This is a genomic window from Ornithinimicrobium sp. INDO-MA30-4 (genome assembly GCF_021535045.1).
GTDB lineage: Bacteria > Actinomycetota > Actinomycetes > Actinomycetales > Dermatophilaceae > Ornithinicoccus.
In genome coordinates this window covers 2,220,270-2,246,005 of sequence record NZ_CP091056.1, presented here as the reverse complement: position 1 = coordinate 2,246,005, position 25,736 = coordinate 2,220,270, and the positions used below count along the sequence as shown (strand labels likewise).

The window sequence follows — 25,736 nt, the reverse complement described above, 5'->3', positions numbered from 1 at the left end:
GCTCCCGTATCATTACCGTTCTCCTCGTCAAATTGTTAAGGAAAAGAGTAGCCAGTCGATCCTTGCAGGATCAGATTGGCACCACAGCCGTACAGGCCGGCTACCGCCGCTGTCGCTGCACCGGCAAAAGGACCAAAACCAATCCGACAGCAATCCCGGCCGTCAACCCGCCGCTTATTCCTTGTCCACAACCCTGCGATATTGCTCCGGTGGGGTCTGTTTGGTTGGTGGGGTTGCAGCCGGAGTAGTTATACGGTTGGGCTTCGGCGGGTTGGGTGGGGTTGATGACGCGCTCGAGCGGGTCGGTTTGGCCCCACCGCCCGGTTTGATCGTCGTAGTAGCGCAGACCCATTTTGTAGAACCCGTTACCGGTGACGGAGTTACCGTCGAGCCAGGCGCCGGTGTAGCGCCAGTGGATGAGGTCGGTGCCACCACCAGTGCCGTATTGGTACTCGCCGTAGGCGCCGTACCCGTAGGACTCGGTGCGTGACCCATTCTGGTCGGTGCCACCGATGACGGATCCGAGGTAGTCGGTGAGGTAGTACCGCCAGTCCCCGTTAGCTCGTTCCTCACCTAAAACACGCCCATCAGGAGCGCGGACACATAGTTGCGGGTACCCGTGGCGTCAGTGGACGACATGACACCCAGGACCGAGTTAGTGGTCGTGGTGCCACCGATTTGGGTGCGTTCAAACGACCGACGGATCCGCCGTGGACACTCTGGCGTATCCGTATTCAACCATCCCACTCCCCTATTGACCATGCCTATCGACCATGCTGTGACCCGAAAATACTCTTCCCGCGAGTATCGGACCGATTTAGTTAGGAGTCAATATTTCGGACCAACAGGCGAGCACAAACCCCCACTCCCCTACCCCAGACGACCAGTCTGCTCCGTAAACGGCCGTCACCGAGCAACGGGCTAGACGTCCTGCTCATCGTCGAACACAGAGTTATGGATCAACGCGGTCTCTTGCTCGTGGTGCGCTGCTCCGATTGAGGCACCTCTGCGGGAATCTTCACCGGACAGGTGCTACGGGACGACGAGCTCCGCATCGAAGCAGAACGAGCCCCTGACGTCCGCGTTCGTCGTTTGGGGTTCCCCTTGCGGTGAGTCGCTCCACCTTCCGGTCTCGTCCTCCTGACGCCGGCTCTGGAATCCGCGCATTAGGGCGGCTGGGGTGCCAGACTGCTGACCATGGTCACACCTCACGGCTTCACCTACCGGGTCGTGGGAGACGACGTCCTCATCAGTCACCACGGACGGCTCGCGACGACACTGCGGGGCACCGCCGCGAAGCGATTCCTCACCGATGTTGAAGGCGTAGACCCGCAAGAGCTGATGGCCAGACAGACCGGCAACTACAAGCGGGGGAACGAACGCGCTGCCAAGAACCATCCGCGCAACAAAAGTAACTGAAGCCCGCCCTGGTTCTTCAGTTACGGCCTCCCGGTCGGCGATCCCTCTGCGGACGCTTCTGGCCTAGGTGTACTGACCATGGACCTAGGCGTCGCTATAGACGTACGTTGTGAAACGCGCAGGCACATTGGCGCGCTGCCAATCAAGCTCAGATCTCGCGTCGGCCCCCAGCGCCTTGCGCGTATACCGTGCGACTTCTCGGCTGTGCCCAGCCATGTGAGCGACCGCGACCGCTTGACCGCATGCTCTAGCCACGGCTTCGGCGGCCGAGTCATCGACCTCGCGGGCGGCGGCGTGGCAACCGAACGCGAACTTCCGCATGGGCCCGACGCTCAACTCTTGTCGGGCAAACGCACCGGCACCTTCAAGTGCTTCCAGCAAGCGCGTGTCACTTGGTGCCGCGCTTTTAAAGATCGGCAAGAGGCGCCTCACGCAATCGGTCGTCCAACCAATGAGTTCACGGCGGTCTGCTTCTGGCAACGTGAGATCGGAACGGTCGACGGTCATGACCCAACTCTCGGTTCAGCCGATGGACGAGTCAAGGCCTCGATCTTCGAGGCCTGAACCCGTCGTCATGGGGTATCCCGCACCGGGGCTGGCAGCTCTGCGCCGTCGAACTGGGTGCCCTAGACCGGTAGTGTCCTCAGCCATGATTCGTGACCGCAGGAATCAAGACCTAGTGCGCCTTTGCGAAATCATCAGCGAACTCGACGATACAGTCGAGAGTTTAGAGCCGCTGCACTGGCTGCAGGAGACGGACGCCGAGGTCTCGTGGGTGTTCGACCAAGCGCCGGTGAGCGCTGCACCCACAAGGAACGTCGTTGGTCACGTGCAGATTTATGAGCCACCGGACGTCGCTTAGGTGCGTGACCTCGCCGCGCAGCTGGGCGGACAGGCGCAACCTTTGTTGGTGATCGGGAGGTTGTTCGTCAAACCGAGCAAGCACGACGACAACATCGCGCGGTTTCTTTTGCGAGAGTCAGTCAGGTACGTAGATCAACAGGGGGCTGTGGCTGTGCTCGATCCGGGAAGCCGCGCTCTGGTTCCATCTTCACTTCCAGCCAAGCTCGGCTTCACCGAGGTGCCTACCTGCAAAGGCGGCCAACTCGTACGCACATCGAACGAGTGAGGGCACTCGCCAAATCGGTTGCCTCCCGCATGCCGTCCTCGCCGATGAGGGATCGCCATACGACGACCAACCCGGTCGGTCTGCCAAGGCGCCGCGACCGGTACGGCGACGCCGGACTCGATACCAACAAGCGGTCAGGCCGCCCCGAATCATGACCGCGTCAGCATCCTGCACCGGTCAAGCGTGACGATCCCGTCGTGGCGATGGCGTGCTCAAGGGTTTCGGGTCGGCGCGTGAGCAATGGCGTCAGCGTCCAGAGGACGTACAGATGCAGGAGCGATTGCCGTCGGCGTCTTCGACCACCCAGTAGCCAGGTGCCCCTGCATCGCTGACCAGGCGTCCACCGGCGTCCAGGACAGCGCGAAGGCGAGACTCGCCCTCGTCGTGGCTGACCCAGACATCGAAGTGCCAGCGCTGCTCGAAGGACTGCTCGGGCAGCGCCAAGCCTCGTCGACCCCCTGGGTGTCCTGCCACCACACCGTGGGAACCTGTCCGCTGGGGTCGACCGGTTCGCCACGCTGGATCTCTGCGCCGAGAAGAGCCGCATAGAACGGAGCGAGATGCTCTCCCCTAGCGGTGTCGAGGCCAACCTCGAGCTGGGTCAAACCCGGCACGTCAGCCAAAACCCCCAGCTCGGCGGCGTAGCTGCTGATCCGTCGAGCCAGATCGACGTCGCGAGCAGTAATACCTCCCACGTCGCGCGAGAAGAGCGACACGATCACGTCGGTGTAGGTGAGGGTGATGTCCGGGTGGTGATCGGCAGACGCTGCGGCATCACCGATCTTGTTCACCAGCGCCAGTCCGGTGGCGAAATCGCCTGTACAGAACCGAGCCTTGATACGGCCCAGGATCTGTCGCCAGTCATCGATACCCGCGCCGCGCACCTGCACCCCGCTCAACGTCGACTGATCACTCATGACACATCCCTCCATCCAGAAACCGACCGCTGCGAAGACCACCCTCAAAGCGCTTCTGCACCGAACTCTCGCAGATCCACTCGTGCGCACTCCACACACAGTCCCAGGCGGGAACGCCCACCGGAGCTAACTCAGGGTCGCTGACCGCAGGGATCCGAAGCCCAGCGAATCGTCCCGCAGGGGATCGGTCACGGGACGGCACGGAGCTGCGCACGGCCGCGGTTGGCGGCGGAGCCAGCGCAGGAGGACGATGTCTCGTTGCTGACTCGCGACCCGTCGGCCTAAACGTCCTTGCTCGTGGTCTCTGGGAGACGGGTGTGTCTCGACGCACTGGACCGGGGACTGACTCGCCTGGCTGCGCGGCTCTGAATCAGTTCTCGGCTGGCTGGTTCAGGAACCAGCGGTGACCGAACGGGTCGACGAAGACAGCCACCCGCCCGGCGGGCGGACTGTCCTCGGGGCCGCGCGCCATCGATGTCCCGGTCGCGACAACGCGCGCGGCGGTCGCGTCGACGTCGGTGACCGTGAGGTGCAGCGACACCGCCGACCCGCGCGCCGGGTCGGGGCGGCTACCCCAGCCGAGTCGAACTCGTCGGACATCATCCAGTGCGCCTCGCCGATCGCCAGCTCGCAGTGGCCGACCCGACCGTCGTCCATGACGATCGGCTCGTAGGTGACCTCGGCGCCCAGCGCGGCGATGTACCACTCGATGGCGGCTCGGGCGTCGGCGACGCAGATGTAGGGAGTCAGATGGGTCATGGGGTCTCCTGTTCGTCGAGCTCGGTGAGCGGTGTCTGGAACGACCAGAGGTGGCCCTCGGTGTCGCGCACGCTGTACTCGCGGACGCCGTAGGGCATGTCGGTCGGCTCGTAGTCGATCGCGGCGCCGGTCGCGGCCACGCGGGCGTGGTGGGCGTCGACGTCGTCGACGAGGACGGCGAGCGAGGCGGTGACCGTGCCGGTGGTCAGCGGCGAGACCATCCGGTGCTCGGGAGCCTCCCGGTGCAGCCATACGACGCCGTCGCCGGCGTGGACCTCGCCGTGTACCGCCCGGTCGCCGTCGTAGCCGATCGGCCCGGGGGCCAGACCCAGGACGTCGACGAGGTAGGCGTGCCCCGCCGCGATGTCGCGGTACACGAGCAGCGTGATCCGCCGGGTCAGCGCGGGCTCATCGGCCGTCAGGCCCGAGAGCAGGTCGAGCAGGGCCTCGTCGCCGGGGCGGTCACCGTCCAGGAGTCGGTCTTCGACGGCCCGGACCCGTTCTCGCACCCTGGCGAGGTCGGCCAGCCGGGCGTCGAGATCGGCCAGGTACCGGCGGGTCAGCGCCAGCAGGTCGTCTGCATCGGGGTCGAGGTCGGCCACAGGCGTGCCCAGCTCGCGGAGCAGCCGGACCCGGTAGAGCCGGTCGAGGGCATCGCCGTCGTATCGGCGGCGGCCGCCGGCGTCGCGGTCCGGAGCCAGGAGGCCGAGCTCCTCGTAGTAGCGCAGGGTGCGCTCGGTGACGCCGGTACGTCGGGCGACGTCGCCGATGCCCCACTGTCGGCGTTCGGTGCTGGTCATGCTCTTCACGCTATAACCTCACGTCACGTCAGGAGCAAGATCTCCCACCGGCCACCGACGAGGGTCACCTGAGCGTGCAGCGCTCGTCGGCCCGTCGCGGTGGGACCGCGATCACCTGCCCCGCCGGAGCCAGCACCACACCCGCGACGCCACCCGCAACTGACCAGTGCTCGACAAGAAGGAGGCCGGACGGACCGCTTGAACCTCGTCCCGCAAACCAGCCTGTTCCGGTCATCGATCGGCTTGTGGGACGCGACCCCTGGCGCTGAGACACTCGATCCCCCTAGCCCTCAGACTGTCAGCTAAGGGTGCCATTTGAGGATCTGCTGGTACTGAGCGTCGGTGCAATCGATGTCGATGCGCGGTGGTGATGCCTTGGGTATCAGGGTACTCAGTTCGAACCGCAAGCGACTCTTTCTCTGGTCAGTAGAGTCGCGTCTGATCCGATCTATCTTCGCCCATGTGATCGGGTCGGTTTTGCTCGGCGCTCCGCGCCGGTGGACACCAACCTCGTCAACGACGAATCGTTCGCGGGCTGAGAAGAGCAGGGCGACGGCACCAAGCAGAGCTAGGCCGGCCCACCCATATCCCAGCAGTGAGAGGTCATCGTCACTCTGGGTGGCCCAGCCCCACGCGAGAGCAATACTCGATACAACCCAAAGTCCCCACATCAGGAGCAGCAGATTCCGGTTGTATCGGCGAGTGACTACCTGGCACTCACCGGTGTTTCCCCGCTTACTAGACGGTCCCTCATTCAATTCCGAACCCATGGTCCCTATCGTGCCAGCGACGGATCATCATATGGGCATCCTCATACGGGAACGGTTCAACAGAACTCGCAGATGGCCCACATGCGGATGTGGGGAATGGTCAGTGCGTCGCATCCCCGTAACGGCGGCTGAGCACCTTCATCCGATCGGCGAGCCCTAGTCAGCGGCGGATACCTGGACGAGGACGCGCTGGGCGGTGTCAACGTCGGTGCGGGCCAGAACGTCAAGTTTCCAGCCCTCATCGAGCCCGGCCAAGTCGACAGAGACGCTTCCCTGGTCCACTGCGGCACCGATGGTCTGGGCCGCGGCGATGGCTGCGTAAAACTTCGCCGCGAAAACGGAGGCTGCTAAATCGCTGATCGAGGAGGCCGTTGCCACGATCACTGCGGTCGACTCAAGAAGCACATCTGCACCAGCAAGCGTGTCGCAACCGTTGAGCACGACCAGCACCGGAGGGACGTCGGTAGCGCCCAAAGCACGGGCAAGAAGATCGTATGGCACGTCCCGGCCCTCTGGGGCTTCCACGCTGCCGTTGTCGAACAGTAGAGCAGCGTCACCGGCGTGGCCAGAGAAGTGCACGACGTGGGGCCGCAGGTCGTTAAGTCCGGCGATCAAGTCATCTGCGGTGGCTGCTGGGCGGTAGTCAATCGTGATCAGATCCCGATGCAGGGCGCGGCGGACCTGGTCCTGGACACCACGGACCTCGGCGTCGGTGCGCAAGTTCTGCTCGGGATTGGCGGTGAGGTAGAGCACCCGCAACTGCTCAGCCTTGGGTGCCGGCACCGTCCGCAACTCGTGCACGTAGCGCACGGTGGGGCTCGACAGGCGCGCCACCTCGCGGGCATGGGTTTTCTCAGACTGGCGCCGCCGGGCGTCTGCCTGGTCAGCAGCCCTGCTGGCGGCTTTGCGCTTGGTCTCGTCGCGTCGGATAGCCGCCTGCATCTCCCGGTCGAGGTTGGTTTGAGCGGTCGCCAAGTCCCTCGCGAGATTCCCTAGCTTGGTGGAAGCCTTGGCGACCTTGGTGTCCTCCCCGATGGCTTTACGCTCGGCACTGTCAGAGTTGCGTCGATACGTGCGGGCCATCGACTCACTCGTCCGAGGGGTGATCCTGGCGAGCTCCTTGGACGCGTCGGCACGATGCTTGGCGGCCGCGGAGCGCGCTTGGCCATCGCCTTCTCCTCCGTACCCTGCTGCTTCTTGATGGTCGCGATCTTGTCGCGGTACTGTTTCTCGGACATAGGCCCTCCTCAGGACACCTACAGCATGCATGGAGGGTCTGACATTGAGCGGCTGATGAGCAATGTGTCCGCGGCGGTCGCCGACTACGGCTACCTCAGCGATTAAATGATTCGCCGCAAGCGGATCCCCAATCGGTGACGATTCGCGGTGTGAGGCGTGGAGTGCCGAATCTTGCGGTCGAGGCGCAAAGTGATAGCTACCATCAGATCTCATCGGCGAGACGGGTGGAGGCGCTCAAGTGGGGATAGAGGAGTACCAGCATGTGCTGGGTGAGGCGACCGGTCACGGGTGGGGATTTCTCGCGGCCTGCGGCGCGACATGGTTTGCATGCTCAGCGGCTTGGAGGCACTGGGGACCGAAGGTTGGTGCCTACTGCACTTTGTTTCAGGGGATGGTGGCGCTGCCCCTAGCCTTGCTGCTGACGGCGTCAACGCCGGGTCCAGATCGTCCGGTCATGGCCGGGATGGAGGGCGTATCGGTGCTTCTGGCGTCAGGCCAGTTGCTGGGCTTGCCCATCGTCATCTACTTAACCATTCGCACCTTTGGTTGTTATGTTGTCGGCTCGCTACCTTGCGCTGGCCAAAGGTCCAAAAGCCAGCAGGACAAGATTTTCGAACAACACCACTAGTAAGTAGAGCTTCGGAGGTTATTACTACCAGAAGTGGGCAGCATCGGGCGCCTATTGGGTATCCCCACCACCTTCGCCCCGAGCCCACCCTCAACTCAGCGATGCTAGCGACGATACTGAAAAACAGTTGGCCACTAGCAGTGTTCGTGTCTAACACCTCTTTGAGCGACCGCAACTCCACCCCTCTCGAGGCCACCTTGGAACTGGTTGCGAGGAGTGATGAGTGGGACTCAATTGCGACTAAAAGCAGCCCCCATCTTAGAATGAGAGTCGGGCATTTCCCAACATGTAGGCAATTGCCGAGGCCCCAGCCTCTACATGTAGTAGTTACACGGATGTAACTCGCCGTACTTGTGTGCGATCATGCGATAAGGAACACACGAATAGCCCGAAATCGGGCTATTGCCGATTCGGCTTTCGTATTTACTTTCACTGTGGCAGGTGAAATTCGAGAGTACATCTATGTTGCGCCCCGTCAGAACAGGGCTCACCGACGAGGCTTCGTTCAGTTCCGTAACAGGGTCATCAAAGACTCATTGGAGGAACACGACATGAAGCGCAGACTAGGCGGCTACACCGTCACCTGCCCCAACTGCCGTAGCAAGTTTGCTATCGGCGGGTACAGCCCGGGTCTGATCCGCTGCGGTAAATGCCAGAGAGCATTCAACCTGCGGTAGGCAATAGCCTCGGGGGCCGTTCCCAAACGCTTGGCCCCCGAGGCCAACCCACTTTGCCCACGAACCAATTCCAATTATCACCGTGGCAGTGAAGAAGTGCTGGTTAGCCTTCAGGGCATATCTGGGCTGTGCCGTCGTTGTATCCCGCAGCACTTTTGGGCTGGGAGGGCTCTGACTGGGGATCGGTCATACCCTGCGCGCTTCGGTCACAGTCAGTAGCCTCCCCCATTGTTAGTCTCCGGATCCGATCCTTGCTTCCTGTGCCATCGCGGCTAGTCCGCGTTGGAGTGCCTGCTGGGCGATGTATTGCTTGGAGCGGTCGTGGTGAATCGCGAGGTCCGCGATTTGCTGTGCTTCAACTTTCTCCCCTTTGAAGCGCAGCAACATCGAGTTCGGCAGAGCCTCGGTCGACACAGGATCCGTGGCAACGGTCGACCTAGCCGGCTGGGGTATTTGTTGCGGTTGGGGGTCGGCACCGGCCGCGAATGCGTCTGCTGCAGCGCGATCAACATTGGGCACTGGTGGGGTGCGTCTTTTGACCATTTACTTCTCCACTTCCGCTACAAGAGTTTCGATTTCGGCTTTGGCTTTGGGGTTGGACCATTCCACGACGCCGAGCCCTTCGCAGATGACGTCTCGGTAGGCCTTTCGCTCAAAGATCACGCTGCTCAACGGTTTCAGCGTGGGAAAGTCTGCTAGGTAGGCTCCCCCATCGACTCGTTCGGTCACGCTCGGGTTAGTAGGCACCTGAGTCAGAAGTCCTAGTGCTTCAAGGTCGGGGTTGAGATCCCGTGCTTGGTCGACGACTTCGCTCATGTGCTCCAGGGTGTCCAGGTCGAGCTGGCTGGGGCGTGAGACGACAATGATTTGGTGCGCGGCCAGCATCGTGGTCCGCAGTTCGCGGGAGTCATGCCCTGCAACATCGACAATGACCTCGTCATACCGACCGTTCCGGTCTGTCAGCGTCTCGCGCACGTTCTCTCGCTTTTCTACACACGCCATCGTGGGTGTATGCCCGTTCTCTACCCGTTCTGCGTGCCACCGCTCAGCCGATAAAGCCAAGCGGTCAGGGCTCTAACTGTGCCGGAAACTCAGGACTTTGCGGCGCCAGAGCGAAAGAGTTGGGCGATATAGGCCACCTCTTCGTCGCGTTGCTCTTGGGCGCTTTCGGGCCCCGCACTAGCCTCAAGGGCCAACACTTCGTCGTGCATTGCCTCCATCGACAAGTCGAGTCGGTGTGCAGTGTCAGCTGCTTCCTTGAGCTCATCCAATAGGCGCAACGGCACGTCGTGTTGGAACTTGTAGTAGATCTTGTGCTCAAGGCTGGCCCAAAAATCCATCGCCACCGTTCGGATTTGAACCTCGACATACACATACTCCACGCGGTCCGACATGAAAACCGGAACGCGGCATATGAGGTGCAGACTGCGGTACCCATTGCTCTTAGGGTTGGCAATGTAGTCCTTCTCGACCACCACCTCAACATCGGGTTGCGCAATCAGCATGTCTCGCATGGAGTAGGTGTCAGATACAAAACTGCAGGTAATCCTTATGCCCGCGATATCGAAGATGTTCGCCCGGATGCCAGCAATAGTAATCGGCGCCCCGATGTTGCGGGCTTTTTTAACAATCGCACTAGGCGACTTTAGCCGGGAGCTGACATGCTCGATCGGGCTGTAGTCGTGCGCATACTGAAACTCCTCCTTCAGCACATTGACCTTGGTCATAATCTCGTCAATGCCAAATTTGTACGACATCAAGAAGCGCGTCAGATCAAGGCGTGTCGGAGGGTGTTCTTCGAGGTTCTGATGCTCGCGAGCGGTGAGGTGATCTTCGCTGATCGGTTCGTTCACCCTGCCAATGTATGCCGACGCACGGACACGCGCACGCCTACTGAGGAGCGAGCGATCCAATCACTGCGGCGGAGCCGACACCAGGGCCGCGGCATAAGCATCAACGACATGAGTCTCAGTAAAGCCGATGCCCACGAGTAGCGATGGCGCCGGATGCCCTTCGCCAGTAAGCGCGGCAAATCGGTTTTGCCACTGGTCGCCAGCACTCACCTTGGCGGTCCCCCATTCGCCACCCCGCGCCAGATCGCGGTCGGCGATTGCACGTGATGGCTCAGGGCGGGTTGTGTCTCCACCCATAGATCAACTTCTGGGCTCGGCTCCGTGCCGATACTCACTACGTCGAGCCGCAAGGACTCTCGGGCTGACTCAATCAGTTCACCTAAGTGCTCGCCAGCAACAACTCGGGGCGCGGCACGTCTGGGTCACGGATCACCCCCACCCAGCCAATGGGCGCAGGAGAAATGCCCAGCACCGTTTGATTAATCGCGACGGCGTCAGGCTTCTTAAGCCCATCACCAGGAACATCCAACAAAATCTGAGCTTGGGCGACGGCCTCCGCGACCTCGGCCAGTGCTTTGCTGGCCGCCGATGTCGACACCGCAAGTGCGATATCAACGTCAGCCAGTCGGCGGCGGGCCAGACGCACCAGGCGCTGAATATCATCAAACTGGGTCACCAGACTAGGTTATCGATCGGTAACAGCCCACGCTTCTTACAGCCAGCCACGATGGCCGCCATTTCCGAGCTCGATCTGCCGCTGCGCTGACCACAAGTAAAATACGTGCTCGCGGTCCAAGGAGCGGACCAGCTCCTGGCTCATCTGAGTGATAGTTTCAAGTATTTCGCGGGAATCCCAACTCCAGGCCGCCGGTCGGGCGGGCTGCCGGATTGATCCAACGAGACGTCACTACCTTGCCACGGGTGAAAAAATGCACCCTTCGGCACCGTGCGCATGAGTGTCGCCAAACAACGAACGCTTCCAACCACCGAAGGAGTAGTAAGCCACCGGCACTGGGACTGGAACGTTGATACCGATCATGCCGACCTGTACGTCGCTTTCGAAACGTCGGGCAGCACCACCATCGTTGGTAAAGATGGCAGTGCCGTTGCCGTATTGATTGGCATTGATCAGTGCAACAGCCTCGTCATAGGACTTCACTCGCACCACAGCAAGCACCGGGCCGAAGATCTCCTCGGTATAGATCTCCATGTCGGTGGCGACGTGGTCAAACAAAGTGGGGCCCAACCAATAGCCATTCGTTGCGCCTCGTGGCTTCACCTCGCGACCATCGATCACGACACTCGCTCCAGCGGCTTCGCCTGAAGCAATCAGGTTTGCCACCCGATCGCGGTGGGCTCGGGTGACCAATGGCCCCATGTCGGCCTCTCGGGAGCCATCGTCGTTGGCTGTTGCTTCTTCGCTGCCATCACCAATCAACAGGGTTTGGGTCCGTTCCTTGATTTTCTCGACCAGTTCGTCGGCAATCGGTTCAACTGCGACGAGGACACTGATGGCCATGCAGCGTTCTCCGGCGCTGCCATAGCCAGCATTGACTGCGGAGTCCGCGGCAAGATCGAGGTCTGCGTCGGGCAGCACAATCATGTGGTTCTTCGCGCCACCGAGCGACTGAACCCGCTTGCCGTGCATGCTTGCTTGTTCATAGACATACTGAGCAATGGGCGTCGAGCCAACGAAACTAATGGAGGCGACATCAGAGGAAGTAAGGAGAGCATCGACTGCCTCCTTGTCACCGTTGAGCACGTTGAATACACCGTCCGGCAACCCGGCCTCGCGCCACAACTCAGCGAGCCACAGGGCAGCAGATGGGTCTTTTTCGCTGGGTTTCAGAACAACGGTGTTGCCTGCGGCGATAGCCACCGGAAAGAACCACATAGGCACCATCGCCGGGAAGTTAAAGGGACTGATGACCCCACGACCCCAATGGGTCGCGCCTTGAGTGCACGTCAACTCCGGTGGAAACTTCGGAACTGTGACCGCCCTTCAGCAAGTGGCCCATGCCGCACGCGAACTCAACGACCTCTTGTCCGCGCGCGATCTCTCCCATCGCGTCCGAAAAGACCTTGCCGTGCTCAGCAGTAATTAACTCGGCCAATTCAGCCTTGCGGCTGTTCAAGAGTTCGCGAAAGGCAAAAATCACTGGGTGCGCCGCGCCAGCGAAGTTGCGGCCCAGGCAGGAGCAGCCCTCTTCGCCGCCGCGATGACCTGAGCAGAATCGGCCGCGGTGGCCAAGGCGACGTGGCCGCGCACCTGACCCGTGGCCGGATTAGTGACCTCGGCCCAGCGTTCACTCGTGCCCGCGAACCTCTTTCCGTCGGACCAATGGGAGATGGCGAGCGCGTCAGAGGGAGAAGTCATCCCTCATTGTGCAACGCGCTCGGAGACATGCGCCAGGCGTCCTCGGCATCCAGTTAGCGTCACCAGTTAGCGTTGCCTGATGACTTGGGAAACAGACTTGCAGGCAGTCTGGGAGCAGCACCACGAGTTAGACCCCCGGGAGTTCATCGAGCAAGTAATCGCCGTCATCAATCAGCCTGGCATCCCCCAAGCCCTGCGCGAATATGAGGTAGCGCGCGGGCATGAGGGCATCAACCGGCCCGATTTTGCCGTTGACGGCTATCAGCGGGCTCTTGATGAGGGCCTTGACCCTGACGTTGCTAAGCAGGCCAGCGCCGGGCTACTCCGCTGCCAGACCATCCTCGGCCGCGGCTAACAGGCCAGCCTTCACACCCATCGATAGCGCCGGGGCGAGCGGCAAAGCAGGGATCAAGGCGGCCTGGTAGGCGTGATAAAGATCCGGTTTGCCTGGCCACACGGTGTTGGTGACGACGTTGTTGCGGTCCAACTGGTGATGCCACGAGCCGTTCTCGCGATCCATCAGGTGGGTGATGACATACCCCCACCACTGCTCATACCAATCGACGTATGCCTCGCGCCCGGTCCGCTTGTAGAGCGCAGCCGCAGCCGCGATCGCCTCGGCAGCCACCCAGTGCATCCGGTCATGCACGACCGGGGCACCTCCCAGTCGGTGGTGTAGACGAAGCCGTCGGCGCCATCGACCGCCCAGCCATCGATCATCGCGCGGGCAAACAGCCCGGTGGCTGACTCAAAGGCTCTCGATCAGGTCGTCCGTCAACGCGGCTTCGAGGTGCAGGATCAGCCGAGCCCACTCAAACCCGTGACCGACGGTCGCGCCGAACGGCTTGAACGGGTCGTCGGGGTGATCCCGGTTGAGCTCAAGGTCAGGCTCCCAATCGGCAGTGAAATGCTCGGGGATGCGCCACTCGTTGGTGGCGCTAAAGGAGATGACATTGCGGGTGATCATGTGTGCCCGCTCGCGAATCTCGTGCGAGTCGAGCACGTCAGCGGCTGCGAGAAGTGCTTCAACGGCGTGCATGTTGCCGTTCACGCCACGATAGGAGTCCAGCGTGCTCCAGGTGCGGTCCCATTGGTCGACGCACATGGCGTCTTCTTCGTCCCAAAACTTGTCGGTGAGCACACCGATAGCCCGGTCCAACAACTCGCGAGCTCCCGGCAACCCGGCCGCGGTCGCGCTGGAAGCCGCCAACACGACAAACGCGTGCTGGTAGCACTGCTTGGCTGCGTCCTCGAGTGGTCGACCATCCAGGTCGACACCAGGGAACCAACCCCGTGCTCATCGTCATGCAGTTGTCCGGTCAGACCTGCCATCGCACCCTCGGCGATTTCGCGTGCACCTTGAGTGCCCAACATCGAGCCGAGCGAATAGACGTGCACCGCGCGACAGGTCAGATAGGTCTGGATGCCTTTGCTTGGGTCAGGCTGACCGGCCTCGTCCAGGTAGTAAGCCCCACCGCCGGGGGCAACAATGTTCTGGCCAAAATCGAGCAGTCGGTCGCGCTCGGCGCTGAGCCAGTCCCAGTGGTCGGCTCGGTCGATCAAGGGCTGCATTGATCCTGCTTTCGTGAAGGGTGCGACCAGATTATGCGCTGCACCCCCGTGAGTCACGCCATGTCCCTTGAACAGGTTTTGGCAAGACCCACGCCGCCAGGCTGGCCTTGATTAAGGTCTCATCGAACTCATCAGCGGTGTCGGACAGTGCGGTGATGGCGCCGCCGATACCCCAGGTGGCCACTCCATCGACCAGCACAATCGTGCGGATCACCACGCTGAGGTCAAGCGTTGCGTTAAAACCAATCCACCCCAAAGCTCCGCTGTAAATGCCGCGGGAGAGCCCTCTAACTCATCAAGAATCTGCATCGTTCGCACCTTTGGCGCCCCGGTCATCGAGCCTGGCGGGAAGCATCGCCGAACAGCGCTCAACGGGCTAGCAGCGAGTTGGCCCTGCACGGTCGAGACCATTTGATGCACCGCGCGATAACTCTCGATCGCAAACATGCTCGGCACTGTCACCGAGCCCGGCGCACAAACACCATTGAGGTCATGCCGCACCAGGTCGGTGATCATCAGGTTTTCGGCACGGTCTTTGATCGAGATGGCGAGGTCATCACGCTGCTGGGCGTCCTGTGCTGGCGTGGTCCCGCGTTTGCGAGTGCCCTTGATCGGCCGAGAGGTGATCGTGCCGTCGGCCTGGATGCGCAGATAGGTTTCGGGCGAAGCGCTCAAGACTTCGATGCCCCGAGTTTGAGGTAGGTCGCATAGGGCACTGGGCTGACCGCGCGCATCTGCTCGAACGCCTCAAGACCACTGCCGGCGAAGCCTCGGCGGGCCAGGTTGGTCAGGCAGATCTCGTAGCTCTCGCCATCGGTGATCAGCCGCTGTGCTTGCTCAATCTTGGCCAGATAGTGGGCGCGGTCATCGCGCAGACCCAGGGTGTTTTCGTCCACCAACCCCGGCGAGTATGCGGTGCGCTGGCTAGGTGGCGACGCCTCAGGGGCTTGTTCTGGCGGGGGTCGTGGCACCTCGCGCGCTTGGCCTGCTGGCACTAGTTGGCAACTGAAGATCTGCCCAGTGTCCTGATCGAGAACCACAAAGTCGGTGGCAAACAGCCATTGCGCATCGGGGTGGCGGCCTCATGGGCGTCTTCGCCGTCTGCGAGCGCCTTGAGCTCATAGCCAAAATAGCCAACCAGCCCACCGGCGAATCGCTCGCCCCACCCCGGGGGCGCATCCACGTGGACGGCCGTCACAAGGTCAGCGAGCAAGTCAAAGACATCACCGTGGATGCTTCGCTGCCCGCTTGGCCCCAGCAGATTGAGCGTTTGGGTGGGTAAGTCATAGTCGAGGCCGACCCCAGTTGAGCCGACCGCCCCCATCACCGATGGAAGCCAAAGGCCTGATCAGCATTGGCATAGCGCTGCCGGAAGACAGTCGCCGGATCAGGCGGATCAATAAGTTGTTCCACGTGCAACACCCAGGAGGCCTGACCACCGACCGCGAGGAATGACTCGATGATTCCGGTGCTCGGCCCTGGTGTTGGTGGCTCTGGTGTTGGCGGCCCTGACGTCAGTTGCTCAGACGTTGTCGACGAGACCGGCTCAATCGCCACCCCGGCCAGCCGGACAAAGTTAGCCAACAGCTCCCGGCCGCCCTGGCTCGCAATCGACTCGGGGTGGAACTGAACTCCCCAGATCGGCAGCGTTCGATGCGCCAGGGCCATCACGATGCCATCGCCGGTGCGTGCCGTCACCTCCAGCGATTCAGGCACATCGGTGCTGATCAGCGAGTGATAGCGGACCACCGGCAGGCTGGCGGGCAGCCCGGCAAAGAGGCCATCGCCGCTGTGCTCAATCACGTCAACAACCCCGTGACGAGGCAGCGGCGCGGGGTGGTGCGGCCGCCAAAGGCTTCATTGATGCCCTGGTGCCCCAGGCATACCCCGAGGATTGGCCGTTCCGCCCGGGCAATGACTTCGGCGCACACCCCGAAGTCCTCACCTCGCGAGGGCCTGCCTGGCCCTGGCGACAGCACAAAGGCATCGATCTGAGCTAACGGAAGATCCGCATACCGAGTCGTGTTGGGGAAGGTGAGCGGCTGATCACCGGTGACTTCGTAGAGATATTGCGCGATGTTGGCCGTGAAGGAGTCGGCATTGTCGATCAACGCGATCACCACGGGGCACCTCTCCAGCGATCTATCCGGCGCGGGTGAAGTCAGCGGGGTTGAGGCCACAGATTGGCGCGATATGGGTCGGTGTCGCTTCATACGCCGCACCTGTTGACCCATCACTCTCGATGATGTCTGCGAGTTCTTCGGCGGCCCCTGGCGGTGGATTATCGCCCAACCGCTCCAAAATAAGCGCCGCCGGACCGGCCGATGGAGACTCGGAGACTTCAAGGAAGGCGACGCACATTTCGCGGATAGCCCGATCGATGTCTTCATCGGAGCCTGAGACCACCGTGATGGGTTCCGGCTCACCTGCGTCGTCAGTCGATGCTTCATTCGACGACTGCGCAGCAGGTTCCGCGACGGTGGTGGGCTCAGCAGACGAAGTCACCTCAACCGTGAGAGGCGCTTCGTCCGCTGAGTTATCCGTCCCACACGCAGCCAACACGAATGCACTGGCCGCGCAGAGAATCAGGTGACACCTCATCGCCACAATCTACGCCTGCAGTGTGCTCGCAGGTCAGAGGCGCACGACCATCTTTCCGGTGTTGGCGCCCTTGAGGACACCAAGGAAGGCGTCGACGGAGTTGTCGATGCCGTCGACAAAGGTCTCTCGTGCGGTCAGTTTGCCTTCGGAGAGCCAGCCGCCAGCCTTCTGGGCGAACTCGCCGCCGAGGTCCCAGTGGTCGCCGACCAGGAAGCCCTGAATCGTGCCACGGGTCTGGATCAAGCGGGCCAGGTTGCGCGGGCCGGGGCGGGCTCGGTGTTGTTGTAGACCGAGATGGCGCCGCAAATCGCGATGCGACCGCCTTCGCGCAACGCACCAATCGCAGCCTCCAGGTGCTCGCCACCCACATTGTCGAAGTAGATGTCGATGCCCTCGGGTGCGGCTTCCTTCAGCTGCGGGGCAACTGGGCCGTCCTTGTAGTTGAAGGCGGCGTCGAAGCCAAGGTCGTCAACCACGTGCGCAACCTTGTCCGCCGACCCTGCGCTGCCGATGACCCGGCTGGCGCCCAGGGCCTTGGCGATCTGACCGACCATGCTGCCGACAGCACCAGCGGCACCAGAGACGAAGACGACGTCGCCTTCCTTGATCTGCGCGATGCGGGTCAGTCCTGCGTATGCGGTGAGTCCCGTCATACCCAGCATGCCCAAGTATGCCGACGCTGAGGCGACGGAGGTGTCGACGACCCGAGCTTCGTCTGCTGGCATGACGGCCACTTCGCGCCAGCCCAGACCGTGCAACACGTGGTCGCCGACGGAAACCTTGTCCGAGCGGGACTCTTCGACAACGCCGACTGCAGCACCGGTCATCGCTTCGTCCAACTCATACGGTGCGGCGTAGGACTTGGCGTCGCTCATCCGACCACGCATATAGGGGTCAACCGACATGACCTCGTTGCGGACCCGGATCTCGCCATCAGCCAGTTCAGCGATCTCGCTCGTGACGAGGTTGAAGTCCTCCTGGGTCGGCCAACCAACGGGCCGGGAAGCCAGACGTACTTCGCGGGGTACGGTGATCTGCTGTGTCGAGTCGCTCATCATGTCCTCTGCTTGTTGCTTGCGCCTCCGGTACAGGGGGCTAATGGGGCCAACCACACGAAGGTGGCACGTATGCCCGATTCAGTGATTTCGGTGGTAATGGCCAGATATCTGGCAAACTCGGTCATGCGCACAATCTTGAATGTGATCTGGCTGCTCTTTGGCGGAGCCTGGTCCACGATCGGCAACGTCATTTGGGTGATCGTCGCTGGTTGGTGGCTTGCGATCGGACACATCGTGACGTCAATCCCGATGTTCTTGTCCATCGTGGGCATCCCGTTGGGCCTGGCCAACCTCAAGATGATCCAGATTTCGCTGTTGCCTCTGGGCAAGATGATCGTGCCGAGCGACAATCTGCGCTTTGCGAAGGCTCAGCAGTCCAATATTGGCCGCGTTGAGTGAGGCTTCGGTCAGCTGAGGCCTAGGCCGCGCTCGGCATCGGCAGCAGGTGTGCCACGTGGCTGTTTGCTGCGGCGGCGGAGATTTGCACGGATCCCCAGGCTTCCATGGCCGCGACGCCTAGCCAGACAAACAGCCCGGCGCTGAGGGTTGCCGCGATAGCACCGGCCATCTGGCCGCCGCGACGCAGGCTGCCAATGATGGCCCCAGCGACGATGAGTAATGCTGCTAGATCGATCAGGCCAAAAGCGCTGAGGTCAGTCACGGTGAATCCTCGAGTGTTCGTCAGTAGAGCCTTTAGCGTCCGGCAGTCTGCTGTGCGAGTGCTGTCAAGAGCCCGTGCGCTGCCTCCTAGTGGAACTTTGCGCCCGAAAACGGGCCATTTTTATGCGTGAAACGCCACTAGGACGCATCGCGATGTGAGCGATGCCACGCTTCAAAGGCTTCGCGACTGGTCTTTGACGGGGTGTAGCCAAAGACTTCTTTGAGCCGATCGTTAGCTAAGACGGGTCGATGCTTCAAGAAAATGGTCTGCTCCGGGCCATACGCCGTGAGGTTGAGTCGCTTGCCTGCGGCCAGTGCTGCCTTCAACACCCGTTCCGGTATGGCGAGCACGGGCTTGCGCAGTGTTGTCGCGATTTCATCGATGCTCAGCGCCCCGTCACCGGCGACGTTGAAGGCCCCGGTGGCTTGGCCGGTCACCGCGCGCTCGATGATCGCCGCGACGTCGGTGTCCCAGATAAAGACAAACGGCGAAGCTGACCCGCGAATCTTAAGCAGGCGCTTGCGCTCAAACAGTGCGGTGATCTGGTTGCTGACGCTTTCGCCCAGGATGGTGCCGATCCGCAAAATGACCTGCTCAAGGCCTGGGTGCTCGGCTCGGGTCGCAGCAAGCATCTCTTCGACTTGGCGCTTGTGGTCGCTATAGGCGAAGGCCTCATTGCCGCGCAGCGGGTCATCTTCATGCAGCCAACCGTCGTGGGCGGCGCCGTTGTCTGGGTGGTAGCCATAGGCCGCGCCTGAAGAGGACACGACGATGCGGCGCACGTTGTGGCGCACACAGGCGTCGATGACGTGCTTGCTGCCGTTGACGTCGACGGCATACTCCAGGGCTCGCGACGAGTCTTTGCCTGGTGTGACGATGGAGGCCCAGTGGACGACCACGTCGATGGGTTGAGCGGCGAAGACCTGCTCGACTACATCGGCCGAGGTGACGTCCATTTGGCGGTAGTCAACACCTGCGACCGGGTTGGCCGGAGCCCGCAGGTCGGTGCTGATGATGGAGTGGCCCGCTGCGGCCAAACCAGCGACGACGGAGGTCCCGAGGAAGCCGTTGCCGCCGGTGACAAGGACGGTGCCGGTCATGTCACGCGCCTCAACGCACACGGCCCGGCGCGACGACTGGTTCGGGTTCATCCTTGGTGCGACGAGCCCACAACTGAGCCACGATCAGGCCAGCGATGATGTCCCAAATGCCCCACCAGGCGGCGACCAATGCCATACCCCCAAGTCCGCCGTAGAAGGTGAAAATCAGCACCAAGCCCAGGCCCGAGTTGCGGATGCCGACTTCAAAGGTCATCGCTTTTCGGCTGCGCGACGGCAGGCCGGTGACTCGGGCAATGCCATAGCCGAGGCCGAGTGATAGGGCGTCCTGCAGCACGACCGCGATCATCACGATCATGATGTAGTTGACGAAGATGTCCCAGTTGCCGGTCAGACTGATCACGATGATGGCCCCAAGGGCCAGGAACGCGACTGGCCCGACGATCTTGCTGGCCTTGGTGGCAAAGGCGGGTCGCAGGTTGGCGATCGTCAGGCCCAAGACAAACGGGATGCCGATGACGACCAAGATCTCGCTGAGCACATCCCACGCGTTGAGCTCAATGCCTTGCAAGAGGGTTGAGCCAGTCGGGTGCAGGCCGCCCCAAAAGCAAAGAGCGGCGCCATCGCAAAAATCGCGATCACATTGCCGACCGCCGTCATTGACACCGAGAGCGCCACGTCGCCCTTGGCCCGGTGGGTCAGGATGTTGGAGACATTGCCGGGCGGGCAACAGGCCACAAGCAGCATGCCGAGCGCGACCGAGCCACGCACGTCAAGCAGCAGCGTGAGCAGGAAAACGAGGCCGGGCAGCACCAAGAATTGAGCAGCGATGCCGACCGCGATGGCCTTGGGCCGGCGGAAGGCCTCTTTGAAGTCAGCCACTCGTGTGTCCAGCGCGATTCCAAACAGCAACGCCGCCAGAACGACCTTGAGCGTGAGCAGCGAGCCTTCGTCAAAGGCAATCCGTATGTTGTCGACATCCGTCATGCTTGCGCTCCGATCGGCACTTGGGTGCCACATTCAGCGCCTGCAACTCCTCGGCGAGCACCGAGACATAGGCGTGCTTGTTGACGTAATACGACATCCGCTCCAGCGCCAAGTAGTTGTAGCCACCCGTGACGTCAGGTCGCGGACCAGCAAACTTGGCCTCGAACGCGGCAGCGGCTTCGGGGTTAGCCGTGCGCGCCTTGAGGTAGGAAGCGAGCAACTCAGCCTGCGCATACCGGCCCTGCCAGCCAATCCCCGACGACTCCAGCATCCCCAGAATGAAGAGGTTCGGAGAGTTCGGCGGGAAGATATTGAGATAGAGGTCAGGCGATTGGCCACCCCAGTTGAGGTGAGCCCTGTCGAGGAAGGGTAGTGCAGCCGATAGCCGGTCGCCAGCACAATCAAGTCGTATTCGGTGAAGCTGCCGTCTTTGAAGCGGACGCCAGTTTCTTCGAACCGATCGACATCGGGGCGCACCTGCAGGTCGCCGTGCCCCGCGTGATGCAGCACCAGGGTGTTGACGATGGGGTGCGACTCATAGATCTTGTAGTCCGGCTTGGGAAGCCAAAACGGCTGGGGTCGCCGGTGAATTGGCGCAGGATGCGGGTGTCGATGGCCTGCTTGATCTTGGGTGGCAGCGGTTTGCCCTGGTTGAGGGTGTCGGCCGGCTTGCCGAAGAGATATTTCGGCACGAAGTAGTAGCCGCGACGCACCGACATATCAATGGACTTGGCATGGTGCACCGCGTCAACGGCGATGTCGCAGCCTGAGTTGCCAGCCCCGATGATCAACACTCGCTTGTCGGTGAAAATCCGCGCGCTCTTGTATGCGCTGGTGTGCATGATCTCGCCGCCGAACTCTCCGGCGAAGGTCGGGATCGTCGGCTCGCTGAGAGTGCCGTTGGCGGCGATGACCCCCGCGTGCTGATGAGTGGATTCGTTGCCGTCGGCGTCGCGAGTAGTGACGAGCCAGCCGCCGCTGCTTTGCTCGTCGTTGATGACTTCGGTGTCGATGACTTCGGTGTCGAAGCTAAACCCGTCGATCAGGCCAAAGTGTTTGGCGAAGTCGGTGAAGTATTCGCGCAGGTCACCGTGGCTGGGGTAGTCAGCGACCTCGTCGCGCATCGGGAACTCATCAAACTGCGTGGTGGTCTTTGACGAGATCAGGTGAGCCGACTCATACATCGTGCTTCTGGGGCCCTCGATGTTCCAGAGACCACCCACGTCGCTTGCCAATTCGTAGCCGTGCCACTCAATGCCATAGCGCTGCAGGGCGCGGGCAGCGGCCAGGCCGGTCGGGCCAGCGCCGATGATCGCATAGCTGCTCGGGTTGGGCTTTGTCACGCTTGGCTCCTTGGGCTTTGCGGATGCGCCGACTCATCATCTGCGCGTAGAGGGAGGGGGATGCGCGGCGGATATACCAGGACAGTTGGGCGATCCGGCCGACCAGGACGCGGTCTTTGCCATGCTCGATGCCGTTGATGATCGCGTCGGCGACGTCTTGCGGGGTGACTTCGCCGCCCGTCGAGGGCCGATGTTCGGTGCCGACCATCGGGGCTGCCACAAAGGTTGGGTGCACGAGGGTCACGCCGACGCCGTCTGGCTCTAACTCTGAGCGCAGCGCCTCAAACAGGCCGGTGACCGCGTGCTTGGAGCCGACATAAGCCGGGCGGCCGACAACGGGGGCGAACCCGGCGACTGAGCTGACGGTGACGATTCGTCCGTGGCTTGCTTTGAGGGCGGGCAGTGCGGCTTGAGTGCAGGCCAGGGCGCCGAAGTAGTTGACGGCCATCACGCGCTGGTGCGCTGCGATGTCGTGCTCGTCGAAGTCGCCGATCAGTGAGAGGCCAGCGTTGTTGATGAGCACATCGATGCGGCCCTGGTCGGCGAGGATCTGCTGGAAGGTTGCTGCGACGCAGGATTCATCGGTGATGTCGCAACCGAGGATGGGCGCGCTGGCTTGGGCTGGGATGTCGACGCCAATGGGGATGCCGCCGGCTGCGCTCACGGCCTCGACAAGAGCCGAGCCAATCGAGCCTGCCGCGCCGGTGATGACCACCACTTTGGCGTGCAGATCAGGAGGTTTTACCGCCACGGTGCGGACCTTTCAGCCAGGGATTTATCGCATCGTAGCAACGCGGCCCTGCCCAGGTCCGTCTTCTCGGCCACCGTCTCAGAGCCCGCCACCCACCTCACCTGAGCCCCACCGGAATCAGCCCGCGCTTCCCGGCGTTAGTTGAAATGTGAAGAACATTGGCTTTTCCTCGTTTGGACACTGGAACCCGGCAAACGGCTCGCAGACTCGCTCTGCCTCCGACGTGCTGCTGCAGTCGATTGACCTCGCGGTGGCCGCTGAGGAGTTGGGCGCTGACGGCGCGTACTTCCGGGTGCATCACTTTGCCCGGCAGTTGGCTTCTCCCTTCCCGCTGCTCGCTGCGACCGGCGCCAAGACCTCAAAGATCGAGATCGGCACCAGCGTCATCGACATGCGCTATGAAAACCCGCTGTATATGGCCGAGACGGCTGCCGCCGCTGACCTCATTGCGGGTGGCCGACTGCAGTTGGGGATTAGCCGTGGATCGCCCGAGCAGGTCGTCGAGGGCTATCAGTACTTCGACCACGCCTCGCGCGATGGTGAGAACGACGCCGACATGGCGCGACGGCATACCGCCCGATTTTTGAGGCGATCCAAGATGAGCGGTTCGCCGAGCCCAATCCGCGGCCGATGTTCCCGAACCCGCCGGGCAAGTGGGCATCGACCCGCAGTCGCCAGGTTTGCGCGAGCGGATTTGGTGGGGCGCCGGCACGCGAGCGACCGCTGAGTGGACTGGTCAGCAGGGGATGAACTTGATGAGTTCGACGCTGCTGACCGAAGACACTGGCGTGCCGTTCCACCAGTTGCAAGCCGAGCAACTTCGGGTCTTCCGTGACGCTTGGGATGCCGCTGGCCATCAGGGCACTCCACGCACGTCGGTCAGCCGGAGCATCTTCCCGCTGGTCACGGATGCGGATCGGCAGATGTTTGGCCGTGAGGCGCTCAGCCGCGACCAGGTTGGTCATATCGACGGTGGGATCGCGCGATTTGGCAAGACGTATGCCGCTGAGCCCGATGTGTTGATTGAGCAGTTGGCCGCTGATGAGGCCGTGCAGGCCGCCGACACCGTGCTGTTGACGGTGCCGAACCTGTTGGGCGTCGACTACAACGCGCACCTGTTGGAGAGCTTTTGACGCACGTCGCTCCCGGTTTGGGCTGGCGCTAGCGGCGGGATGAAAAACACCCCGGGGGTGTTGAGATAGATAGAGGCCGCTCCTCTGATCCCCAGGACTGCCTAGGTTGATCGCAGTGTTGAGCCGGCCATACATTTTTGGAGGATCAATGAACAACCTTGGTATCCAGGGTCAGGCTGCCCCCGAGTTCCGTGTCCCCATGTGGATGAAACCCGGACGGTTCGCCAGCGCCCGAGGTCAAGCTTGCTGACATCACCGAGCCGTATATCTACCTCTACAACTTCCAGTCGTGGTGCCCCGGGTGTCACTCGCATGGCTTCCCGACGCTGAAGGCAATTCAGGCAGGGCTTGAGGAGCGCGGCCTGTTGGATCAGGTGCACTTCACGGTCGTGCAGACGGTCTTTGAGGGCCATGACCAAAACACCGCCGAGCAGGCTGTTGCGTCGCTGAAGCGGCACGACATCACCGGCGTTGACCTGGGACATGACTCCGGAGAGCCGCCGACCATCATGGCTGACTACCGCACAGGTGGCACGCCATGGGCCGTCATCATTGGCCCGCCACAGGGGCCAGAGGGTTTGCGCCCGGTCTTGGCGAACGACTTCCGAGTCGACGCTGAGGTGCTGGTCGACTCGTTCGCGAAGTTGCTGGCTCCGGCCGATGCACAGGACGAAGCTGAGGCTGCACAGGCCTAATGCTTGACTAGAAGCGGTGGAAGCTGAATATAGCTTCCACCGCTTTGCGTGCCCGCCTTCGTCGCGTGCTGCGCTAACCTCGGCGGATGACTTCCACCTGGCCCACCGTCGCGGCCGATGAATTGCTCTGGGTTGGCGGCGAAGAGATGCGCGCTGTCGACAAGCACATCTTTGACGAGTTGGGCTATTCGATCTTTCAGACGGTCGAGAATGCTGGCCGCTCGCTCGCCGAGGTGACCCGAGGTTGGTATGCGCCGCGCGAGGCCATCGTGCTGGTGGGCCGAGGCGGCAATGGGCTTGGCGGGTTGGTAGCCGCTCGACATCTTGCAGCAACCGGCGTGGAGGTCACTGTCGTATTGACTGCTCCTCGGGCCGACTTTGACGGGCCTGCCGGTGTGTTGTTGTCGGCGCTGTCTGGCTTTGAGGTCCCGGTCGTCGACGATCCCACGCCACTGGCCGAGTTGGGGCCGGGCGGCGATGGCGTGATCTTGGACGCGATGGTCGGATACAGCCTGCAGGGCGAGTTGTCGGGTCCGGCCCGCGAGCGTGCCGAGCAGGCCAACGAGCATCCATGGCCGGTGCTTGCTCTTGATAACCCCAGTGGTGTTTCGGCTGATGCTGGGCCTGGCGCAGATGGTGCGGGCTCGCTTCCCGCAGGTGCCATCGATGCTGACGCCACCATGACGCTGAGCCTGCCCAAACATGGTCTGCGCGATCTGCCCGGTGAGCTATTCATCGCTGACACCACCATTCCGCCGACGGCCGTGGTGGCTGTTGTGAGCAGAAGAAGTGGCCACGTTCCTTCCTGCGGCTCTGCGCATACCCCGCGCACTCCCCGTTTTACCTCGGCCAAATCTTGCGGGTCGTCTAGCTCGAACCGGGAGCCATCCCCACTCGCCAACAGTCGCAACCTTCCCTGTCCACAGGCAACAAGTCGCCCCCAGCGCAACCAGCACGAATCGCGACACACTGTTTTTGTGCCACCCACCGCCCTGTCCCGACTGGAGGCATACGTCTCCCCTGGCCAGGCATTCACAAGGCGCCAGCTCGAGCGGCGATTCGGCGGACATGCCCTGCGCGATGCTCTCGAACAGGGCCCGCTTGTCCCAATGCTGCCAGCCGTCTTCGGCGTCGCCCCTACCCACGGTTTTAGCTGCCGCGCTTTGGCAGCTTCGCTGTGGCTAGACGAGCGTGGCATTCTCGGCGGCACCACTTCGCTCCGACTACTCACTTTGCTTGACCGAGACCCACCCCAAGTGACCGGAATCGTGCCCACCGGAAGTCGGCTGAAGACTCCCCCTGGCTAAAG

The 25,736-nt window shown here is 62.1% G+C and carries 31 protein-coding genes and 6 pseudogenes; 8 read left to right on the top strand and 29 right to left on the bottom strand.

Annotated elements, in window-relative coordinates; all coding sequences use genetic code 11:
* Positions 1 to 100: 100 nt before the first annotated feature.
* Positions 101 to 514 (bottom strand): RHS repeat-associated core domain-containing protein, encoded by a 414-nt coding sequence (locus L0A91_RS13495; protein WP_260115336.1) that lies wholly within the window; start codon positions 512 to 514, stop codon positions 101 to 103.
* Positions 515 to 1,197: 683 nt separating this feature from the next.
* On the opposite strand from L0A91_RS13495, the gene L0A91_RS13490 reads away from it, so the two are divergent.
* Positions 1,198 to 1,419 carry a hypothetical protein gene (locus tag L0A91_RS13490; protein ID WP_235244899.1) on the top strand — a complete coding sequence of 74 codons (222 nt, stop codon included), beginning with the start codon at positions 1,198 to 1,200 and terminating at the stop codon, positions 1,417 to 1,419.
* 84 nt (positions 1,420 to 1,503) lie between these two features.
* Here L0A91_RS13490 and L0A91_RS13485 read toward each other — a convergent pair whose 3' ends face one another.
* The 6 genes and pseudogenes from L0A91_RS13485 to L0A91_RS13460 form a co-directional block, all read right to left on the bottom strand.
* On the bottom strand, positions 1,504 to 1,926 hold the full coding sequence (locus L0A91_RS13485) for a putative immunity protein (RefSeq protein WP_235244898.1): 423 nt from the start codon (positions 1,924 to 1,926) through the stop codon (positions 1,504 to 1,506).
* 868 nt (positions 1,927 to 2,794) lie between these two features.
* On the bottom strand, positions 2,795 to 3,022 hold the full coding sequence (locus L0A91_RS13480) for a VOC family protein (RefSeq protein WP_235246630.1): 228 nt from the start codon (positions 3,020 to 3,022) through the stop codon (positions 2,795 to 2,797).
* Positions 3,023 to 3,252: 230 nt separating this feature from the next.
* Positions 3,253 to 3,465: pseudogene (locus L0A91_RS13475) on the bottom strand (4a-hydroxytetrahydrobiopterin dehydratase); the annotation flags it as partial.
* Between the two features lie 370 nt (positions 3,466 to 3,835).
* Complete coding sequence (locus L0A91_RS13470; RefSeq protein ID WP_397333736.1) at positions 3,836 to 4,171, bottom strand: VOC family protein; 336 nt, start codon at positions 4,169 to 4,171, stop codon at positions 3,836 to 3,838.
* Between the two features lie 49 nt (positions 4,172 to 4,220).
* Positions 4,221 to 5,024, bottom strand: a complete 804-nt coding sequence (locus tag L0A91_RS13465) for a MerR family transcriptional regulator (protein WP_235246629.1) — start codon at positions 5,022 to 5,024, stop codon at positions 4,221 to 4,223.
* Between the two features lie 926 nt (positions 5,025 to 5,950).
* Positions 5,951 to 6,877 carry a CHAT domain-containing protein gene (locus tag L0A91_RS13460; RefSeq protein ID WP_235244895.1) on the bottom strand — a complete coding sequence of 309 codons (927 nt, stop codon included), beginning with the start codon at positions 6,875 to 6,877 and terminating at the stop codon, positions 5,951 to 5,953.
* Between the two features lie 54 nt (positions 6,878 to 6,931).
* Between L0A91_RS13460 and L0A91_RS13455 the strand changes: the two genes are divergently transcribed.
* Positions 6,932 to 7,138, top strand: a complete 207-nt coding sequence (locus L0A91_RS13455; RefSeq protein ID WP_235244893.1) for a hypothetical protein — start codon at positions 6,932 to 6,934, stop codon at positions 7,136 to 7,138.
* 133 nt (positions 7,139 to 7,271) lie between these two features.
* The gene (locus L0A91_RS13450) at positions 7,272 to 7,661 is read left to right on the top strand and encodes a DUF7010 family protein (protein ID WP_235244892.1); all 390 of its coding nucleotides are present in this window, start codon (positions 7,272 to 7,274) and stop codon (positions 7,659 to 7,661) included.
* Here the strand turns inward: L0A91_RS13450 and L0A91_RS20025 are convergent.
* The 7 genes and pseudogenes from L0A91_RS20025 to L0A91_RS13420 form a co-directional block, all read right to left on the bottom strand.
* On the bottom strand, positions 7,552 to 7,842 hold the full coding sequence (locus tag L0A91_RS20025; RefSeq protein ID WP_397333735.1) for a hypothetical protein: 291 nt from the start codon (positions 7,840 to 7,842) through the stop codon (positions 7,552 to 7,554). The genes L0A91_RS13450 and L0A91_RS20025 overlap by 110 nt on opposite strands.
* Positions 7,843 to 8,569: 727 nt before the next feature.
* Positions 8,570 to 8,857, bottom strand: a complete 288-nt coding sequence (locus tag L0A91_RS13445; protein WP_235244891.1) for a hypothetical protein — start codon at positions 8,855 to 8,857, stop codon at positions 8,570 to 8,572.
* A 24-nt stretch (positions 8,858 to 8,881) separates the two neighbouring features.
* Positions 8,882 to 9,313 (bottom strand): ParA family protein, encoded by a 432-nt coding sequence (locus L0A91_RS13440; protein WP_235244890.1) that lies wholly within the window; start codon positions 9,311 to 9,313, stop codon positions 8,882 to 8,884.
* 116 nt (positions 9,314 to 9,429) lie between these two features.
* Entirely contained in the window at positions 9,430 to 10,191 is a 762-nt protein-coding gene (locus L0A91_RS13435; protein ID WP_235244889.1) for a GTP pyrophosphokinase family protein, read from the bottom strand.
* A 60-nt stretch (positions 10,192 to 10,251) separates the two neighbouring features.
* A complete protein-coding gene (locus tag L0A91_RS13430) occupies positions 10,252 to 10,488 on the bottom strand; it encodes a hypothetical protein (RefSeq protein WP_235244888.1) in 237 nt (78 codons plus the stop codon).
* Between the two features lie 82 nt (positions 10,489 to 10,570).
* Positions 10,571 to 10,867: a hypothetical protein gene (locus L0A91_RS13425; protein ID WP_235244887.1), complete on the bottom strand. Its 297-nt coding sequence runs from the start codon at positions 10,865 to 10,867 to the stop codon at positions 10,571 to 10,573.
* 157 nt (positions 10,868 to 11,024) lie between these two features.
* A pseudogene (locus L0A91_RS13420) lies at positions 11,025 to 12,568 on the bottom strand (CoA-acylating methylmalonate-semialdehyde dehydrogenase).
* A gap of 79 nt (positions 12,569 to 12,647) precedes the next feature.
* Between L0A91_RS13420 and L0A91_RS13415 the strand changes: the two are divergent.
* Positions 12,648 to 12,923 (top strand): hypothetical protein, encoded by a 276-nt coding sequence (locus L0A91_RS13415; RefSeq protein ID WP_235244886.1) that lies wholly within the window; start codon positions 12,648 to 12,650, stop codon positions 12,921 to 12,923.
* Here L0A91_RS13415 and L0A91_RS13410 read toward each other — a convergent pair.
* The 8 genes and pseudogenes from L0A91_RS13410 to L0A91_RS13385 form a co-directional block, all read right to left on the bottom strand.
* Positions 12,888 to 14,140, bottom strand: a pseudogene (locus L0A91_RS13410) (AGE family epimerase/isomerase). The gene L0A91_RS13415 and the pseudogene L0A91_RS13410 overlap by 36 nt on opposite strands.
* A 31-nt stretch (positions 14,141 to 14,171) precedes the next feature.
* Positions 14,172 to 14,815: pseudogene (locus L0A91_RS13405) on the bottom strand (anthranilate synthase component I family protein).
* Positions 14,812 to 15,111 carry a hypothetical protein gene (locus tag L0A91_RS19180; RefSeq protein ID WP_311197834.1) on the bottom strand — a complete coding sequence of 100 codons (300 nt, stop codon included), beginning with the start codon at positions 15,109 to 15,111 and terminating at the stop codon, positions 14,812 to 14,814. The pseudogene L0A91_RS13405 and the gene L0A91_RS19180 overlap by 4 nt, the downstream one beginning before the upstream one ends.
* Positions 15,112 to 15,134: 23 nt before the next feature.
* Complete coding sequence (locus tag L0A91_RS13400) at positions 15,135 to 15,464, bottom strand: hypothetical protein (protein ID WP_235244884.1); 330 nt, start codon at positions 15,462 to 15,464, stop codon at positions 15,135 to 15,137.
* Complete coding sequence (locus tag L0A91_RS17700) at positions 15,464 to 15,943, bottom strand: glutamine amidotransferase-related protein (RefSeq protein ID WP_260115233.1); 480 nt, start codon at positions 15,941 to 15,943, stop codon at positions 15,464 to 15,466. Before L0A91_RS17700 ends, L0A91_RS13400 begins: the two co-directional genes overlap by 1 nt.
* Positions 15,940 to 16,263, bottom strand: coding sequence for a glutamine amidotransferase-related protein (locus L0A91_RS17695; protein ID WP_260115232.1), 324 nt, complete (start codon positions 16,261 to 16,263; stop codon positions 15,940 to 15,942). The genes L0A91_RS17700 and L0A91_RS17695 overlap by 4 nt, the downstream gene beginning before the upstream one ends.
* Positions 16,264 to 16,282: 19 nt before the next feature.
* On the bottom strand, positions 16,283 to 16,699 hold the full coding sequence (locus L0A91_RS13390; protein ID WP_235244882.1) for a hypothetical protein: 417 nt from the start codon (positions 16,697 to 16,699) through the stop codon (positions 16,283 to 16,285).
* Positions 16,700 to 16,774: 75 nt separating this feature from the next.
* Positions 16,775 to 17,796 (bottom strand): annotated as a pseudogene (locus L0A91_RS13385) (NADP-dependent oxidoreductase).
* Between the two features lie 126 nt (positions 17,797 to 17,922).
* On the opposite strand from L0A91_RS13385, the gene L0A91_RS13380 reads away from it, so the two are divergent.
* Positions 17,923 to 18,198: a YccF domain-containing protein gene (locus tag L0A91_RS13380; RefSeq protein ID WP_235246628.1), complete on the top strand. Its 276-nt coding sequence runs from the start codon at positions 17,923 to 17,925 to the stop codon at positions 18,196 to 18,198.
* A gap of 19 nt (positions 18,199 to 18,217) precedes the next feature.
* On the opposite strand, the gene L0A91_RS13375 is transcribed toward L0A91_RS13380, so the two are convergent.
* The 7 genes from L0A91_RS13375 to L0A91_RS13350 all read right to left on the bottom strand — a co-directional run bounded on the left by L0A91_RS13375 (position 18,218) and on the right by L0A91_RS13350 (position 22,599).
* The gene (locus tag L0A91_RS13375; RefSeq protein ID WP_235244880.1) at positions 18,218 to 18,460 is read right to left on the bottom strand and encodes a hypothetical protein; all 243 of its coding nucleotides are present in this window, start codon (positions 18,458 to 18,460) and stop codon (positions 18,218 to 18,220) included.
* A 137-nt stretch (positions 18,461 to 18,597) separates the two neighbouring features.
* Positions 18,598 to 19,560, bottom strand: a complete 963-nt coding sequence (locus tag L0A91_RS13370; RefSeq protein ID WP_235244879.1) for an SDR family oxidoreductase — start codon at positions 19,558 to 19,560, stop codon at positions 18,598 to 18,600.
* Between the two features lie 10 nt (positions 19,561 to 19,570).
* Positions 19,571 to 20,089: a bile acid:sodium symporter family protein gene (locus L0A91_RS17690; protein ID WP_260115231.1), complete on the bottom strand. Its 519-nt coding sequence runs from the start codon at positions 20,087 to 20,089 to the stop codon at positions 19,571 to 19,573.
* Positions 20,008 to 20,505: a bile acid:sodium symporter family protein gene (locus L0A91_RS17685; RefSeq protein WP_260115230.1), complete on the bottom strand. Its 498-nt coding sequence runs from the start codon at positions 20,503 to 20,505 to the stop codon at positions 20,008 to 20,010. Before L0A91_RS17685 ends, L0A91_RS17690 begins: the two co-directional genes overlap by 82 nt.
* Positions 20,506 to 20,538: 33 nt before the next feature.
* The gene (locus L0A91_RS13360) at positions 20,539 to 21,015 is read right to left on the bottom strand and encodes a hypothetical protein (protein WP_235244878.1); all 477 of its coding nucleotides are present in this window, start codon (positions 21,013 to 21,015) and stop codon (positions 20,539 to 20,541) included.
* Positions 20,907 to 21,848 carry an NAD(P)/FAD-dependent oxidoreductase gene (locus L0A91_RS13355; protein WP_235244877.1) on the bottom strand — a complete coding sequence of 314 codons (942 nt, stop codon included), beginning with the start codon at positions 21,846 to 21,848 and terminating at the stop codon, positions 20,907 to 20,909. The genes L0A91_RS13360 and L0A91_RS13355 overlap by 109 nt, the downstream gene beginning before the upstream one ends.
* Positions 21,757 to 22,599 (bottom strand): SDR family oxidoreductase, encoded by an 843-nt coding sequence (locus tag L0A91_RS13350; RefSeq protein ID WP_235244876.1) that lies wholly within the window; start codon positions 22,597 to 22,599, stop codon positions 21,757 to 21,759. Before L0A91_RS13350 ends, L0A91_RS13355 begins: the two co-directional genes overlap by 92 nt.
* Positions 22,600 to 22,747: 148 nt before the next feature.
* Here L0A91_RS13350 and L0A91_RS13345 point away from each other — a divergent pair.
* The 3 genes and pseudogenes from L0A91_RS13345 to L0A91_RS13335 all read left to right on the top strand — a co-directional run bounded on the left by L0A91_RS13345 (position 22,748) and on the right by L0A91_RS13335 (position 25,734).
* Positions 22,748 to 23,764: pseudogene (locus tag L0A91_RS13345) on the top strand (LLM class flavin-dependent oxidoreductase).
* A 333-nt stretch (positions 23,765 to 24,097) separates the two neighbouring features.
* Positions 24,098 to 24,427, top strand: coding sequence for a hypothetical protein (locus L0A91_RS13340; protein WP_235244875.1), 330 nt, complete (start codon positions 24,098 to 24,100; stop codon positions 24,425 to 24,427).
* A gap of 86 nt (positions 24,428 to 24,513) precedes the next feature.
* Entirely contained in the window at positions 24,514 to 25,734 is a 1,221-nt protein-coding gene (locus tag L0A91_RS13335) for an NAD(P)H-hydrate epimerase (RefSeq protein ID WP_235244874.1), read from the top strand.
* The last annotated feature ends 2 nt before the right edge of the window (positions 25,735 to 25,736 follow it).

Bases quoted from the DNA above. Each gene is read 5' to 3' on its own strand.
- L0A91_RS13490 (WP_235244899.1), top strand. From the start codon at position 1,198: ATGGTCACACCTCACGGCTTCACCTACCGGGTCGTGGGAGACGACGTC.
- L0A91_RS13485 (WP_235244898.1), bottom strand. From the start codon at position 1,926: ATGACCGTCGACCGTTCCGATCTCACGTTGCCAGAAGCAGACCGCCGT.
- L0A91_RS13465 (WP_235246629.1), bottom strand. From the start codon at position 5,024: ATGACCAGCACCGAACGCCGACAGTGGGGCATCGGCGACGTCGCCCGA.
- L0A91_RS13460 (WP_235244895.1), bottom strand. From the start codon at position 6,877: ATGGCCCGCACGTATCGACGCAACTCTGACAGTGCCGAGCGTAAAGCC.
- L0A91_RS13455 (WP_235244893.1), top strand. From the start codon at position 6,932: ATGCTTGGCGGCCGCGGAGCGCGCTTGGCCATCGCCTTCTCCTCCGTA.
- L0A91_RS13430 (WP_235244888.1), bottom strand. From the start codon at position 10,488: ATGGGTGGAGACACAACCCGCCCTGAGCCATCACGTGCAATCGCCGAC.
- L0A91_RS13415 (WP_235244886.1), top strand. From the start codon at position 12,648: ATGACTTGGGAAACAGACTTGCAGGCAGTCTGGGAGCAGCACCACGAG.
- L0A91_RS13400 (WP_235244884.1), bottom strand. From the start codon at position 15,464: ATGGGGGCGGTCGGCTCAACTGGGGTCGGCCTCGACTATGACTTACCC.
- L0A91_RS13380 (WP_235246628.1), top strand. From the start codon at position 17,923: ATGCGCACAATCTTGAATGTGATCTGGCTGCTCTTTGGCGGAGCCTGG.
- L0A91_RS13370 (WP_235244879.1), bottom strand. From the start codon at position 19,560: ATGACCGGCACCGTCCTTGTCACCGGCGGCAACGGCTTCCTCGGGACC.
- L0A91_RS17685 (WP_260115230.1), bottom strand. From the start codon at position 20,505: ATGACGGATGTCGACAACATACGGATTGCCTTTGACGAAGGCTCGCTG.
- L0A91_RS13335 (WP_235244874.1), top strand. From the start codon at position 24,514: ATGACTTCCACCTGGCCCACCGTCGCGGCCGATGAATTGCTCTGGGTT.